This window comes from Buchnera aphidicola (Brevicoryne brassicae) (assembly GCF_005082825.1).
GTDB lineage: Bacteria > Pseudomonadota > Gammaproteobacteria > Enterobacterales > Enterobacteriaceae > Buchnera > Buchnera aphidicola_AK.
The window spans coordinates 353,556-368,820 of the sequence record NZ_CP034882.1 but is presented as its reverse complement, the minus strand read 5'-3'; the positions used below and the strand labels follow the sequence as shown (position 1 = coordinate 368,820).

General features: G+C 24.7%; 13 protein-coding genes. 6 read left to right on the top strand and 7 right to left on the bottom strand.

What is annotated here, in order from left to right; genetic code table 11:
- Positions 1–130 precede the first annotated feature (130 nt).
- From minC to minE, 3 genes are read left to right on the top strand one after another with little or no spacing between them, the layout of a single operon-like run.
- Positions 131–853 (top strand): septum site-determining protein MinC, encoded by a 723-nt coding sequence (gene minC / locus D9V66_RS01675; protein ID WP_158365719.1) that lies wholly within the window; start codon positions 131–133, stop codon positions 851–853.
- A gap of 26 nt (positions 854–879) precedes the next feature.
- Positions 880–1,692, top strand: coding sequence for a septum site-determining protein MinD (minD, locus tag D9V66_RS01670; protein ID WP_158365718.1), 813 nt, complete (start codon positions 880–882; stop codon positions 1,690–1,692).
- Positions 1,693–1,694: 2 nt separating this feature from the next.
- Positions 1,695–1,946: a cell division topological specificity factor MinE gene (gene minE, locus D9V66_RS01665; protein ID WP_158365717.1), complete on the top strand. Its 252-nt coding sequence runs from the start codon at positions 1,695–1,697 to the stop codon at positions 1,944–1,946.
- Positions 1,947–2,427: 481 nt separating this feature from the next.
- On the opposite strand, the gene tsaB is transcribed toward minE, so the two are convergent.
- The 5 genes from tsaB to zwf all read right to left on the bottom strand — a co-directional run bounded on the left by tsaB (position 2,428) and on the right by zwf (position 7,865).
- Positions 2,428–2,766 carry a tRNA (adenosine(37)-N6)-threonylcarbamoyltransferase complex dimerization subunit type 1 TsaB gene (tsaB, locus tag D9V66_RS03235; RefSeq protein WP_261979312.1) on the bottom strand — a complete coding sequence of 113 codons (339 nt, stop codon included), beginning with the start codon at positions 2,764–2,766 and terminating at the stop codon, positions 2,428–2,430.
- Between the two features lie 47 nt (positions 2,767–2,813).
- Positions 2,814–4,391 (bottom strand): TerC family protein, encoded by a 1,578-nt coding sequence (locus tag D9V66_RS01655; protein ID WP_158365716.1) that lies wholly within the window; start codon positions 4,389–4,391, stop codon positions 2,814–2,816.
- A 412-nt stretch (positions 4,392–4,803) separates the two neighbouring features.
- Complete coding sequence (gene cspC / locus D9V66_RS01650) at positions 4,804–5,013, bottom strand: cold shock-like protein CspC (RefSeq protein WP_158338442.1); 210 nt, start codon at positions 5,011–5,013, stop codon at positions 4,804–4,806.
- Between the two features lie 339 nt (positions 5,014–5,352).
- Positions 5,353–6,234, bottom strand: coding sequence for a protease HtpX (gene htpX, locus D9V66_RS01645; RefSeq protein ID WP_158365715.1), 882 nt, complete (start codon positions 6,232–6,234; stop codon positions 5,353–5,355).
- A gap of 155 nt (positions 6,235–6,389) precedes the next feature.
- Positions 6,390–7,865, bottom strand: a complete 1,476-nt coding sequence (gene zwf / locus D9V66_RS01640) for a glucose-6-phosphate dehydrogenase (RefSeq protein ID WP_158365714.1) — start codon at positions 7,863–7,865, stop codon at positions 6,390–6,392.
- Positions 7,866–8,147: 282 nt separating this feature from the next.
- Here zwf and pyk point away from each other — a divergent pair, with 282 nt between their 5' ends.
- Positions 8,148–9,590 carry a pyruvate kinase gene (pyk, locus tag D9V66_RS01635; RefSeq protein ID WP_158365713.1) on the top strand — a complete coding sequence of 481 codons (1,443 nt, stop codon included), beginning with the start codon at positions 8,148–8,150 and terminating at the stop codon, positions 9,588–9,590.
- 51 nt (positions 9,591–9,641) lie between these two features.
- On the opposite strand, the gene mepM is transcribed toward pyk, so the two are convergent.
- Positions 9,642–10,886 carry a murein DD-endopeptidase MepM gene (gene mepM / locus D9V66_RS01630; protein ID WP_187308373.1) on the bottom strand — a complete coding sequence of 415 codons (1,245 nt, stop codon included), beginning with the start codon at positions 10,884–10,886 and terminating at the stop codon, positions 9,642–9,644.
- An 880-nt stretch (positions 10,887–11,766) separates the two neighbouring features.
- On the opposite strand from mepM, the gene znuC reads away from it, so the two are divergent.
- Complete coding sequence (gene znuC / locus D9V66_RS01625) at positions 11,767–12,489, top strand: zinc ABC transporter ATP-binding protein ZnuC (RefSeq protein WP_158365711.1); 723 nt, start codon at positions 11,767–11,769, stop codon at positions 12,487–12,489.
- A gap of 31 nt (positions 12,490–12,520) precedes the next feature.
- On the top strand, positions 12,521–13,318 hold the full coding sequence (gene znuB / locus D9V66_RS01620; protein ID WP_158365710.1) for a zinc ABC transporter permease subunit ZnuB: 798 nt from the start codon (positions 12,521–12,523) through the stop codon (positions 13,316–13,318).
- A gap of 28 nt (positions 13,319–13,346) precedes the next feature.
- Here znuB and aspS read toward each other — a convergent pair whose 3' ends face one another.
- Entirely contained in the window at positions 13,347–15,110 is a 1,764-nt protein-coding gene (gene aspS / locus D9V66_RS01615; RefSeq protein WP_158365709.1) for an aspartate--tRNA ligase, read from the bottom strand.
- Between the last annotated feature and the right edge of the window lie 155 nt (positions 15,111–15,265).

The window sequence follows — 15,265 nt, the reverse complement described above, 5'->3', positions numbered from 1 at the left end:
AAATTGTTATCATATAATATTTATATTATAATTCATTTTGTACAAAATTTTATTTGTTTTTAATTAAAAAAATGTTTTGTTGTATAAAATTTTTATGTGCATATAAGTAAAATATTATTGAGCAATAAATATGCAAAAAAAATCTATTGAAATTAAAGGTAGTAATTTTACATTATTAGTATTGTATTTAAACAATCATAGTATAGATTTAATAAATAAATCTTTATATAAAAAAATTCAAGAATGTCCGAATTTTTTTAAAAATGCACCTGTTATTGTCAATATTTCAGAATTGTGTAATATAGAAGATTGGAAAAAAATTCAGGAAATTATTCTTTCTCATGGTTTTTCTGTTATCGGTGTTAGTGGATGTAAAGACAATACTTTAAAAAAAAGTATTATTGATTCAGGATTACCTGTTTTATCAGAAACTAAAAAAAACAAAAATCAAAAAATAGATATTATTCATAGTTCTGATATCAATTTTTTACTGAATGAAAAAAAAAATATAGAAAAGAAAAGGGAAAAAACTCAAATTGTAGATATACCTGTACGTTCAGGTCAAAAAATTTATGCCAAACACGCAGATTTAATAGTTATTAACAATGTTAGTGCTGGAGCTGAATTAGTAGCAGACGGAAATATTCATATTTATGGTATTGTTCGAGGTAGAGTTCTTGCTGGTGCTAATGGCGATACGACTAGAAAAATATTTTGTATGGGATTATTTGCAGAATTAGTTTCTATATCTGGTGAATATTGGTTATCAGATCAAATACCATCAGAATTTATTGGAAAATCAGCTCAAATTTACTTAAAAAATAAATTTTTAACTATAAATCCTCTGGGTTAAGTATATTTTTTTAAGGATATGTTTATATGACACGGATTATTGTAATAACTTCAGGGAAGGGAGGTGTAGGTAAAACTACTTCAAGCGCAGCAATTGCAACTGGTTTAGCAAAGAAAGGTAAAAAAACTGTTGTCATAGATTTTGATATAGGATTGAGAAATTTAGATTTGATAATGGGTTGCGAACGTAGAGTAGTATATGATTTCATTAATGTTATTCAAGGTGATGCAACATTAAATCAAGCTTTAATTAAAGATAAAAAAACAAATAATTTATTTATCTTACCAGCATCACAAACTCGAGATAAAGATGCTTTAACATATATAGGAGTTGAAAAAGTTTTAGAAGAACTGATAAGAATGAAATTTGATTTTATTATTTGTGACTCACCAGCAGGAATTGAAACTGGTGCTATTTTAGCGATATATTTTGCAGATGAAGCTATTATTACAACTAATCCAGAAGTTTCTTCAGTGCGAGATTCTGATCGAATCCTAGGAATTATTTCATCTAAATCAAAAAGAGCTAAACAAAACAAAACTCCCATAAAAGAGCATCTTTTATTGACACGCTATAATCCTACTCGTGTTAAGAAAGGAGAAATGTTAAGCATGACAGATGTTATAGAAATCCTTCAAATACCCATAATTGGGGTGATCCCAGAAGACCCATCTGTTCTACGTGCATCTAATCAAGGCGAATCTATAATATTAGACATTAATTCAAATGCAGGAAATGCTTACTTTGATACTGTTAATCGATTACTAGGTGAAAAGCATCGTTTTCGTTTTATTGAAGAAGAAAGAAAAAGTTTTTTCCAACGTTTATTCGGGAGATAGATATGGCTTTGTTGGACTTTTTTTTATCCCGACACAAAAATACTGCTAATATTGCAAAAGAAAGATTACAAATAATTGTTGCAGAACAAAGAAAATACAATAATCAACCAGATTATTTTCCTAAGTTAAAGCGTGAAATATTATCTGTAATTTGTAAATATGTACATATTGAACCTAATATGGTAACTGTACAATTAGAACAAAAAAATCAAGACATTTCTATATTAGAGTTAAATATAATTTTGCCTGATTAAATTAGCAAAAGAAAATACTAAAATAAATTAAAACTAATAAAAATTCACAATTCATATTTTAACATATATTTTATATATTTTATGTCTATTTAGTATAATCAATACTGAATATATTTAAAATTTTCAGTATTGATTTTTTTAAAAGATAAAATATTTATTTTTTAGAAGTTATATAAATAATTTACTTTACTTTCTGTAAAGTGATTTTTTTTATTTTTTATATTTAATAACACAAAAGGAATAATATCTTTTGCATTAGGAAAAAAATATTTTATTTCATTTATATTTAAAAAATCTTTATATTTAGCATTTATTGGTCCATTACTAACAAGAGTCCATTTTTTTTTTAAATTGTTTATTTTTTTTTCAATTATTTTTTTTTCAAGAAGAATTTCAGTATTTTCTCCTATCCAAATAGATTGTTTATTTCTTGTATATTTTCCCCAATAAACATGTGTCGTTTTTGCAGTTATTAAAACAATTATTTTTTTTTTTTATATTTTCGCCATGCTTTTTCAGCCATAATTGCTAAAGTAGAAATACTAATTATAGGAATATTTAAGCTTAAAGATAAACTTTGTGCTATGCTTGCAGCAATTCTTAGACCAGTAAAATTTCCAGGTCCTTTTGAAAAAGCAATGTAATTCAGTTCTTTTAGTTTTGTTTTTGTTTGGAATAATATCTTTTGAAGCATAGGAAGTATTTTTTTAGTATGTGTTTTTTTACATGGTTCTGATAATGAATAAATAGAATTTTTTTTATATATTGCAATTGAACAAAAATCAATCGAAGTGTCAAGTGTTAGAATTGTATTAGGCATATTTATCTCAAAAAATATACGGTTTTTTTATAAAAAAATATAAATTGTTATTTTAAATGTTCTTGAATATCATCATTATTTTTAATAATTCTTACTAAATCAATTCGATATTCTGTTGCCTTAACAATATGAAAACGAAAAGGATGAATATAAATTACTTCTCCTGGAAGAGGTAACTGACCCTTTTGGGCAATTAACAAACCTCCTAAAGAAGCATAATTATTTTCTTTAATTAATTCTTCAGTATTAAGCAGTTGTTGTAATGAATGTAAGTCAGTTTCACCTTTTACTAACCAACTATTATTTTCCTTTATAATATCTGGTGTTTCATCGGCATCCGGAAATTCTCCTGCTATAGCTTCTAAAACATCTAGAGGTGTAATTAATCCTTGTACTACTCCAAATTCATTGCTAACGATAACGAAACTCCCCTGAGCACGTCGAAGCGCACCAAGAAGGTTTATAGGGTCTAATGTATCAGGTATTATAATAGGTAATATTTTACTTGAAAAACTAAATACATCTATTTTTTTTTCAAGTGCGACTAATAATTCTTTAGCACGAACAATTCCTATTATTTCATCTAATTCTCCTTTACATACTGGAAACAAACTATGAGGAGTATCTAATAATTGCCTCCGAATTTCATCAGTGCTTTTTTCTGTATTTACCCAAGAAATATTACTTCGTGGAGTCATAATACTTCTAATAGATCTTCCTGCTAAAGTAAGAACGCTATTAATCATATATCTTTCTTCATCTTTAAATGTTTCCATTTCTGATGAAGATTGAATTGATTGGATTTTATTATTATGTTTTGTTTCTTTTATTTTTTGTTTTTTGTTTTTTTCTCCTATCATTAAGCGTAAAATAGCTTCAGCTGCTCTTTGTCTCATAGGTCTTCTAGATTGATTTTTCATAAAATTATGACGAGCTATTTGATTAAAAACTTCTATTAAAATAGAAAAACCTATTGCAGCATATAAATATCCTTTTGGTATATAAAATTTCAATGCTTCTGTAACTAAACTAAAACCAATCATTAACAAAAAACTAAGACATAGTACTACTACTGTTTGATGAAGATTAATAAAATTAGTTAATATTTTTGATGCGAACAACATTAAAATTGTTGCTAATATAACAGCTATCATCATAATTAATAGCTGATTAACCATACCAACTGCTGTTATTATTGCATCCAGAGAAAAAACAGCGTCTAATACAACTATTTGAATGACTACAGCCCAAAAACCTGCATAACTTTTATTTTCTGAACTTTCATGATAATTACTTTCTAGTCGTTCATGCAATTCTATTGTGGTTTTAAATAATAGAAATAAACCACCAAATAAAAGAATAAGGTCACGTATTGATAAAGAAAAAAAATTATTGTCAATAATAGGGGAATTGAGCGTTACAACCCAAGATATTAATGATAGCAGTGCTAAACGCATCATTAAAGCTAATCCTAAACCAATTAAACGTGCTTGATCTCTTTGATTTGGAGGTAGTTTTTCTGATAAAATTGCTACAAAAATTAAATTATCAATTCCTAATACTACTTCTAGAATAACTAGAGTTAATAAGCCTGCCCAAGTTGACGGGTCTAAAAAAAACTCCATCAGAAAAACTCCATAAAAGAAAATAGGACAGTGTGACGTTTAATTTATTTAAAATATATCATATAGAATTTTGATATACTCTATTTTTGATTATATTTTAGAAGATAAAAATTTTGAAATAAGTTAGATCATATATGATTGAATATGTTTTTTGAGAGATTACATCCGCAAATTAATGCTTAAAATGGGTATTTTTACATAGTCATTAAAAATTAATATTTTATTTAAATATATTTTTTTAATAATTAAAAATGCTGAACGTTAATAGATTTTTAGAAGTTAAAAAATAAAAAGTTGTTTTGATAATAGAAAAAATAAGATTTTTTATTAAAATTATTATTAAATCTTTCAATAAAGTCCTCTGATCTTTTCACAGAGGGCTTTTAATTTATCAATTAAATGTTTTGATTTTTTATATAGAAAAAACGTTTATTGCAGCTGGACCTTTTTGGCCATCTTGAATTTCAAATTCAACATTTTGTCCTTCAGTTAATGTTTTAAATCCATTTCCTTGAATTGAAGAAAAATGAACAAAAACATCTTTACTGCCATCTGATGGTGTGATAAAACCAAAACCTTTAGATTCGTTGAACCACTTAACTTGACCTTTAATCTTAGCCATTTTGTAACTTCCTTACGAATATTTATTAGTGTTAAATACTAATTTATAGAGAAAAAAAACACTACTGTTATAGGGCATGAATTTAAGATTGGGGCAAGAGAAGTTGTGTCAACGTCTTTACTCTAAACTTTTTAAACTTTAAGATTCTATGCATAAACAGAATTGTAGCTTGTTTTTTACCTAAAATTTAATTAAAAATTATAATGTAATAATAAAAATTATATCATTTAATATAACATTTTCACATAAAAAAACAAGTTTAATTTTTAATTTTATTGATATATTATTTATTCTCCTAATAGAAGTTTGTTTTTTCTATTAAGAGAAAAATGCTTTTTATTACATATATTCTTGATTACGTAATGCTTCTATTCTTTTTTCTAAAGAAGGATGAGAAGCAAATAATTTTAAAAAAGAATTAGATTTTTTTCCATGTATACATAATGCTATCATATTATCAGATTCTTGTGGTTCGTAACTTGTTTTTAAACGGTTTAAGGCAGAAATCATTTTTTCGCGACCTACTAACTTAGCGGAACTAGCGTCAGCATAAAATTCTCTATGTCTAGAAAACCACATTGTGATAATACTAGCTAGTACACCAAAAATTAATTCTAATAATGTAGAAATTAAAAAATAAAAAAATGAGTTTTTTTCTTCTACGTTATTTTCGTTTCGATTATTTGATACTACACTATTTATTATTTGTGATAAAATTCGAGATATAAAAATTACGAAAGTATTAACTACTCCTTGTACTAATGTCATAGTAATCATATCACCATTTGAAATATGACTAATTTCATGTGCAATAACAGCTTCTATTTCATTTCGTGTCATGTTTTCTAATAAAGCTGTAGAAATAGCAATTAAAGCTGAATTACGACGAGCACCTGTTGCAAAAGCGTTAATATCAGGAGCATGATATATAGCTATTTGAGGCATAATAATACCTTTTTTAATAGATTGTTCTCGCACTTTATCTATCAACCAGTTTTCTATTTCATTACGAGGATGAGTGATAATTTCACCATTTACAGAACGTAATGCAATCCATTTGGATAAGATTAATGATATAATAGAACCACTAAAACCAAATAGACCTGACATAACTAGCAAGCCATAAATACTATCAGACTGAATACCTGTAAAACTAAGGATCAGACTAAATATTAACATAACTGCTAAATTAGTTAATAAGAAAAGAATAATACGCATCATAAGATATTATCTTCCTCCATTAGCAAAATAAATATTTAAAAAAACAATTTTATTATTTTTAAATATATTAATATATTGTATTTTTTTAAAAAAATACAAAAAATTATTTTTCAAGCTAACATAATTATCTTAATTAAGTCAAGATAGATAATTTTTTAATTAAATTCATACCAAAAACGTTCATCACGAGAGAGTAATAAATTTGAATTTTCTGGTCCCCATGTTCCAGATTGATATAATTGAATTTCATTATTTTTTGTTTTTTTCCATGCATCTATAATTGGATCAATCCATTTCCATGATTCTTCTATTTCCTCACGAGAGACAAATAAAGATTGTATACCCCTCATACTTTCTAAGAGTAATCTTTCATAAGCATCAATTAAAATTTTAGGATACTTTTTAGATAAGTAATTGTATTCTAATTGAGAATTTTCTAGTTTGTATTCTTGATCTAATCCTGGCTTTTTATTTAAAAAATCAACTTTAATATTTTCATTAGGCTCTAAACGTATAATTAATTTATTTTGAAATTCCTGTAAATTTGAAGTTTTAAATAAATTTATGGGCATTTTTTTAAAAAAAACTACTATTTCAGAATATTTACATTGTAAACGTTTACCTGTTCTTAAATAAAATGGAACACCAAACCATTTTTTATTTTCAATGTTTACTTTAATTGCTACAAAGGTTTCGGTTTTGCTATTTTTATTCGCACCTTGTTCTTCTGTATAAGAAGGTACATTTTTCCCCTTAATAATACCAGAAGAATATTGCCCTCTAACAGTATGTGTATTTATATTACTTTTGTTAATAGATTTTAAAGAGCTTAATATCTTTAATTTTTCCTTTTTAATACTTTCAGATGTAATATTTTTTGGTTGATCCATTGTAATAATAGTTAATATTTGTAAAATATGATTTTGTATCATATCTTTCATTTGTCCTGTTGTATCAAAGTAATTCCATCTGCCTTCAATACCTACTTCTTCAGATACAGTAATTTGAATATGATCAATTGTTTTATTATTCCAATTGTGAAAAAAAAATGAGTTGGCAAAACGTAAAGCGATAAGGTTAAGTATTGATTCTTTTCCAAGATAATGATCAATTCTAAAAATTTGTGATTCTGAAAAATATTTAGAAATTTGATTATTAATTTTTTTTGATGTTTCTAAACAAACACCTAATGGCTTTTCTAAAATTATACGAGATGAATTAGGATTTAGACTAGCATTTTTTAATCCTATAAAAATAGAATTTAATGTGTCAGGAGGCATGGCACAATAATGAATTATTATGTTTTTTTTTTGATCTAGTATTTTTTTTAATCTAAAAAAATGTAACTTTTCATAAACATCAATATTACAGAAATGTAAACGAGTACTGAATTTTCTCCAAATAATATCATCAATTTCTTCATTTAAAAAATTTTTTATTGCTGTTTTTGCTATTTTTCTATATTCTTGTATATTCCAATCGGCACGACCTGCACCAATAATTCGTGTGTTTTTATGTATTTTATTTGATTTTTCTAATTTATATAAAGCAGGTAATAGTTTTCGTTTTGACAAATCTCCTTTTGCACCAAAAATTACCAAATCGCAAGCTTGATTTATTTCTATAATCATGACCTTCTCTTATTAAAAATTTATATATTAAAGTTAAAATTGTTAATGTAAATACTTTAAAAGTATTTTTTTTTTACTAAAAATTTTAATTTATATATAAAATCTTGAATTTGAAAAAATGTTGTTATTTAATGGTTTTGATTTTACTATTTTACTAAATAACTAAAAAAATATAAATAAATATTTTAGATTCATTGTCGATTTTAAATATAACATTATAAAGATAAATATAAATTTATAAAATTTTTTTGAAGAATTTTAAATTAAAAAAAAGGTGTTCTTATGTTAAATCGTTTAAGAAGAACAAAAATTGTAGCCACCTTAGGTCCGTCTACAGATATTGATAATAATCTTGAAAAAATAATTTGTGCTGGAGTAAATGTTTTGCGATTAAATTTTTCTCATGGTTCAGGAATTGAACATAAATTAAGAGCGAAAAAAGCAAAAGAAATCATGGTGAATTTAAATTGTCATATTGCATTGCTTGGTGATTTACAAGGTCCTAAAATTCGCATTTCTCGATTTAAAAAAAATAACATTTTTTTAAAAGTTGGTGATTTTTTTATATTAGATGCTCTTTTAGAAGAAGATAATGGAACTCAAGAAAGAGTAGGTATTGATTATAAACAATTACCAAATGATTTAAAAAAACATGATATTTTATTGTTAGATGACGGGAGAATACAATTAAAAGTTATACAATCAAATAAAAATGAAGTAATTACAAAGGTAATTATAGGAGGAATTCTTTCTAATAATAAAGGTATTAATAAATTAGGTGGTGGTTTATCAGCCAATTCTCTGACTCAAAAAGATAAAAAAGATATAATACTTGCATCTGAAATTGATGTAGATTATTTAGCAATATCATTTCCTAGATGCAGTGATGACTTACAAAAAGCTAGAAAGTTAGCTAAAAAATCTTATAGTAATGCTAAAATTATTGCTAAAATAGAACGTGCTGAAGCTGTAATGAATCAAAATACTATAGAAGATATAATTTTAGCTTCAGACGGAATTATGATAGCTAGAGGAGATTTGGGAGTAGAAATTGGTGATTCCGAATTAGCTGGAATTCAAAAAAAATTGATTAGAACAGCTAGACAATTAAATAGAATAGTAATTACTGCAACCCAAATGATGGAATCTATGATTATTAATCCATCACCTACTCGTGCAGAAGTGATGGATGTAGCTAATGCTGTATTAGATGGAAGCGATGCAGTCATGCTTTCAGCTGAAACTGCATCGGGTAAATATCCATCAGAAACTGTTGTAAAAATGGCAAAAGTTTGCAAAGGTGCAGAAAAAGTACCTAGTATTAATGTATCTAGACATCGTCTTAATGTTACATTTGATAATGTTGAAGAAGCAATCGCTATGTCAGCTATGTATGCCGCTAATCATTTAAAAGGTATTACTGCAATTATTACAATGACTGAATCAGGAAAAACTGCATTAATGACTTCTAGAATTACTTCTGGACTACCTATTTTTGCTTTATCAAAGCATAAAAAAACTTTGAATTTATCTAGTCTTTACAGAGGTGTTACTCCCATATATTTTGATAGTGAATATGATGGTTTTAAAGCTGCCCATGAAGCTATTATTTTATTATGTCAAAAAGGTTTTTTACATAGTGGTGATTTAGTAATTATAACTCAAGGTGACATTATGAGAAAAATTGGAAAAACTAATACTATAAAAATTTTAAAAGTTACATAATTTTCATTAAAATAGTATAAATATCATTCTTAAATAAAATTAAATAGTTTATTAATTTAAGTATTTTAAAATTTCTTTTGATTCTTTTAAATAATCTTTTTTTTCTTTTTCTGTTAATGTTCCGGAATATTTTAGTATTATCTTCATCGGATTTACTGCATGATTATTAATCCAGATTTCGTAATGTAAATGTGGTCCGGTAGTTCTACCAGTATTACCTGATAAAGCAATTTTTTCTCCAATTTTTACAATATCACCTGTTTTAACTAAAATCTTTTTAAGATGCATATATCTAGTGACAAAATGATTTTTATTTTTCAGTACAACATAAAATCCGGCTATTTTATTAAAACAAGCTTGTATAATTTTCCCATTAGTAGTAGCTAAAACAGGTGTACCTTGAGGCATAGCAAAATCTACTCCTAAATGACGCGCAACACGATGTGTAACGGGATTAAGTCGATGTAAATTAAACTCAGAAGAAATTCTATATTTGTTTAAAAATGCAAAATTGATAAAATAATTTTTTTTATTATACCCATTAATATCATAAAAGTTACCATTAGAAGCCCGTATAGAATAATATTTTTTTCCAGAATTATTTAATTTTACACCTAATAATATATTTTTATTGTTCATTAGATTATGTGAAAAAATTAAATTAAAATTACTTCCAATATTTAATTTATGAAAATCTACTTGCCACTGAAGAGCTTTAATAATACTATTTATTTCGGATTGATTCAGACCTGATTGTAATGCGCTTCTGAAAAAAGTTGAGTGTTTTTTAATAAATATAGTTTTACATAGTAAAAAATTTTTTGAATAAATGTTTGATAAAAATTGCCTTTTATGTTGTCTGTATATTTTTTTTTGAAAATTCGAGATTTTCCATATTAATTCTATTAATGTACCTGATTTATTAACCTTCCAAGATAAATGTTGACCGTTTTTTAAATTATTTAAGATTGATTTATCTTTTTTAATTAATTTTAAAATATCTTTTAGATTTACTCCAGATTTATCAAGTAATGAAATAATTTGTTCTTTTTTTTGAATTATATGATGATACTGTTTGATATCCTGTAAATTTTCTTGATGTATTTTTATTGAAAATTTTTTTGTATCGTTTTGTTTGGTTTCATTCTTTTGTAATAAAAAGTATTCTGTTTGATTTTGAAGCAAGGTATTACAACTAGATAAAAGTATACATGTTATTGTACTATTAATTAGTATGACAATAATCTTATAAATAAGATGAGAATATAAGAAAAGTACTTTATAAATTTGCTGCACTTTTTTATTCCTTAAGGTTTTTGTAAGCAGCGAATATATTGATTAAATGATTATAGAAAAAAATTTATATAGCTATCTTTTCTGAGCCGTATTATTACACCAAGAGAATGAAGAACACTTTTACAAATATTTATTCTACTCATTATAACATTGATTATATCTTTATTAAATTGTAGTTCTATAAAAATATATTTAATTTTTTTTAAGTATTGTTTTAAATTTCATATAAATTTCGCACTCTTATTTTTCTTTAAGGGATGTTTTAAAATACTTTAATGAATTCAATTTTTCATCTTTTAAAAAATACTGATGAGTTTTTTGAAATACAAAATATTTTTTTTAATATATAAAAGTTTTTTTATTATCTTTAATTGATCAAAATAAACTTATTTTATTTTGTTTTAAATAGATTGTCTTATTAAGACTTAATTTTTGATTGACGTATTATTTATGATGATTATGTCTTCTAAAATAGTATTGGTAATAAAGATATATATATCATTGTATGATATATTATTAATTTCCTGATTATTTTGTAAAGTTTTTTTGTTCTTTTTGTTTTTTTTAATTGTTTTTTATTAAAACTAAAAAAATATAATTTTTTTAGTTTTAAAGTGACTAATAGATTTAAAGAGTAAATATTTATTTGTAGAAAAATTTAGAATAATTACTTCTATGATAGTTGTTCTATCTAAAATCGTTAATGCAATAAATTCTAATAAATTTATTATATTTAACTATTAAGAGAATTAAGAGAAAATGAAATAAAGTATAATATACTTATTACTAAAATTTTCAAACTTAGCATAATATTTATTTTTATTATTAAAAAATATATTTTATAATATTTAAAAATGTTATAAAAAAAATTGCAAAAAATATGTTAGAATTTATTAAATTAAATAATATTTGTGTAAACTTTTCTAATCGTTCAGTTCTCTCTAATATATCATTATCCTTAATTCCTAATCGTATTCTTACTTTAATTGGACCCAATGGAGCTGGAAAATCTACTTTAGTACGTATTATCTTAGGATTAATAAAACCTGATTCGGGTACTATCATTCGTTTAGATAATTTATCTATAGGTTACGTTCCTCAAAAATTATATTTTAATACCTTGCTACCTATTACAGTAGAAAGATTTATGAAATTATCTAAATCAAAAAAAAACAGTATAATAAAAATATTAAAAATGTTAAAACGAGTAAAAGCAAAAGATTTACGATATCGTCAGTTGCAGACTCTTTCAGGTGGAGAAATGCAAAGAGTTCTTTTGGCTAAAGCTTTGCTAAATCGTCCTAATTTACTTGTATTAGATGAACCTACACAAGGGGTGGACGTAATGGGACAGTTTGCTTTATACGAATTGATTAATCAAATTCGATATGAATTAAAATGTTCTATTGTAATAGTTTCTCATGATTTAAATTTTGTCATGGCTAAAACAGATTATGTAATTTGTTTAAATAATCATATTTGTTGCTCTGGGACACCAGAAACTGTTTGTAAAAATTTAGAATTTATTTCTATTTTCGGTATAAAACATATTAAAGAATTTGCTATTTATCATCATCATCATAATCATATTCACCATTTTTGAAAAATAACATTTAATTATAAGAGTAATTATTATGTTCGAACTAATTTTTCCAGCATGGTTGGCCGGCATTATATTAGTATTAACAACTGGTCCATTAGGTTCATTTATAGTTTGGCGTAGAATGTCTTCTTTTGGCGACACTTTATCCCATTCTTCTGTTCTTGGTTTAGCTATATCTGCACTTTTTAATATTAGTTCTTTTTATATTATTTTTTGTTTTATAAGTTTTCTTGCGATTTTTTTAGCCTGGTTAGAAGAAATACTACCTTGTTCATTAGAAACTATATTCAGTGTTATTTCACATACTTCTCTATCTTTAGGGATAGTTCTCATTAGTTTAATATCAACTAATTATCCTCAAATAAATATTCCAAATTATTTATTCGGTGATTTATTAACTGTAGCTAAATCTGATTTAGTAATTATGTTGATAGGAAGTATAGTAATAATCAGTTTTTTAATTTATCGTTGGAATGCTCTTTTATTAGCAACTATAAATAAAGAATTAGCTCAAATTGATGGAATAAATATTTTTTATGCTCGTTTAACAATAATGTTAATGACAGCTTTAACTATTGCCATGGCAATTAAATTCGTAGGTGCATTATTAATTACTTCTTTATTAATTATTCCACCAGCAACTGCACAACATTTTTCTGAATCTCCGGAAAAAATGGTTTTTATTTCTATAATAGTTGGTATTATTTCTGTTACAGGGGGAATATTTTTTTCTGTTTTTTATAATACACCAGCTAGTCCATCTATAGTATTGTGTTCTTCTTTTCTGTTTTTATTAAGTAATATAAAAAATTTAATTTTTCAAAAATAAAGAAAATATAAATTAAGAATATTTTAGATTATATGTTTTTTATAATACTTATTCCTAATTCTTTTAATGTTAAATTATTTGATGTACTAGGAGAATTTGTCATTAAACAAGTTGCTGATGTTGTTTTTGGAAAAGCAATAACATCTCTTATATTTTTACTATTAGTTAAAAGCATAACTATTCTATCGAACCCTAAAGCTATTCCTGCATGTGGAGGTGCACCATATTCAAGGGCTTCTATTAAAAAAGAAAACTTTTCGTTTTGAATTGACTTGTTTATTCCAATAATATCAAATATTTTTTTTTGCGTTTTTGAATCATGAATACGTACTGAACCTCCGCCAATTTCATAACCATTCATGATAAGATCATAACTATCTGAAATAGCAATTTCGGGCGCATTTTTTAGTTTTTTTATATCGTTATTTTGTACAGCAGTAAATGGATGATGAAGAGAAGAAAAGTTTCCATTTTTATCTTTACTAAACATAGGAAAATTTATGATCCAAACAGGTTTCCAATTATTTTTTTGAGTAATTTTAAGATCATCACCTATTTTTAAACGTAACATACCAAGTGATTTATTAACAATATGTTCTTCATCAGCCATTAAAAATAATATATCTCCATTTTTAGCATTGCTTTTTTCTAAAATTTTTTCTAATATTTTTTCATTTAAAATTTTTCTTATTGAACTATAAAATTCTTTACCTTCAAAAGATTTTTTTATCTTAATATAAAATAATTTATTTGCATTGTACTTTTTTACATATTGAGCATAATTATCAATAGATTTACGACTTAAACTTGCACCTCCAGAAATACATAATAATGCTATTCTATTATTTTTTTTAGGATTTAAATTGAAAAAAAACAAAAATTTTTTATTTTTAAAAACACTAGAAACATCAATAATTTCTATTGGATTACGTAAATCAGGTTTATCTGTTCCATACTTTTTTATTGACGTCTTAAAAGACATTTTTGGAAATTTACTTAATTTAAAATTTCCTATTTTAAACCAAATATTTTTTATAAGTTTTTCTGTTAAACTACGAATTTGTTTAGCATTAACAAAAGACATTTCAATATCAATTTGCGTAAATTCAGGTTGTCGATCTGCACGTAAGTCTTCATCGCGAAAACATTTTACTATCTGATAATATTTATCAATACCAGAAATCATTAATAATTGTTTAAATAATTGAGGAGATTGAGGCAATGCATAAAACTTTCCATGATGATTGCGGCTTGGAACTAAATAATCTCTAGCGCCTTCTGGTGTAGATTTTGTAAGGATTGGAGTTTCAATATCTAGAAAATTTTTTTTTGTCATAAATGTTCTTATTAAATAATTTATTTTATTTCTTATTTGAAGATTTTCTAAAATATCGAATCGACGTAAATCTAAATATCTATATTTTAATCTTGAATCATCATTGTTATTATGATTTATATAATCTAGTGGTAGTGATTTTGAAGGATTTAAAATAGTTAAATCATTTGCTAATATTTCTATTTCTCCAGTATCTATTTTAAAGTTTTTATTTTTTTCTTCTCTTTTTCGTACTATTCCAGAGGTTTGAATGCAAAATTCATTTCTTAAAGTCATAGCTTTTTTAAAAATTATATTATTTTGTAATTCAAAAACAATTTGAACAAGACCAGTATAATCTCTCATATCAATAAAAATAAATTGACCAAAGTTTCGTACTTTATGTACCCAACCACACAATGTCACTAGTTCATTTAAATGAATTATTCTAATTTTTCCACAATATTTAGTACGCATAAATTCTCTTTAAAATTTTTTGTTTTATTGATAAAAAAACAAAAAAAATTTATTTTTGATAGTTGATTTTTTAATAGATGTAATTTTCATAAGAAAAATTTTAGAGGATGAATTGTATTTTTTAAGAAAAAATTGATTTTTTATTGTAAAAAGTG

Bases quoted from the DNA above. Each gene is read 5' to 3' on its own strand.
- minC (WP_158365719.1), top strand. From the start codon at position 131: ATGCAAAAAAAATCTATTGAAATTAAAGGTAGTAATTTTACATTATTA.
- minD (WP_158365718.1), top strand. From the start codon at position 880: ATGACACGGATTATTGTAATAACTTCAGGGAAGGGAGGTGTAGGTAAA.
- minE (WP_158365717.1), top strand. From the start codon at position 1,695: ATGGCTTTGTTGGACTTTTTTTTATCCCGACACAAAAATACTGCTAAT.
- tsaB (WP_261979312.1), bottom strand. From the start codon at position 2,766: ATGCCTAATACAATTCTAACACTTGACACTTCGATTGATTTTTGTTCA.
- D9V66_RS01655 (WP_158365716.1), bottom strand. From the start codon at position 4,391: ATGGAGTTTTTTTTAGACCCGTCAACTTGGGCAGGCTTATTAACTCTA.
- cspC (WP_158338442.1), bottom strand. From the start codon at position 5,013: ATGGCTAAGATTAAAGGTCAAGTTAAGTGGTTCAACGAATCTAAAGGT.
- htpX (WP_158365715.1), bottom strand. From the start codon at position 6,234: ATGATGCGTATTATTCTTTTCTTATTAACTAATTTAGCAGTTATGTTA.
- zwf (WP_158365714.1), bottom strand. From the start codon at position 7,865: ATGATTATAGAAATAAATCAAGCTTGCGATTTGGTAATTTTTGGTGCA.
- pyk (WP_158365713.1), top strand. From the start codon at position 8,148: ATGTTAAATCGTTTAAGAAGAACAAAAATTGTAGCCACCTTAGGTCCG.
- znuC (WP_158365711.1), top strand. From the start codon at position 11,767: ATGTTAGAATTTATTAAATTAAATAATATTTGTGTAAACTTTTCTAAT.
- znuB (WP_158365710.1), top strand. From the start codon at position 12,521: ATGTTCGAACTAATTTTTCCAGCATGGTTGGCCGGCATTATATTAGTA.
- aspS (WP_158365709.1), bottom strand. From the start codon at position 15,110: ATGCGTACTAAATATTGTGGAAAAATTAGAATAATTCATTTAAATGAA.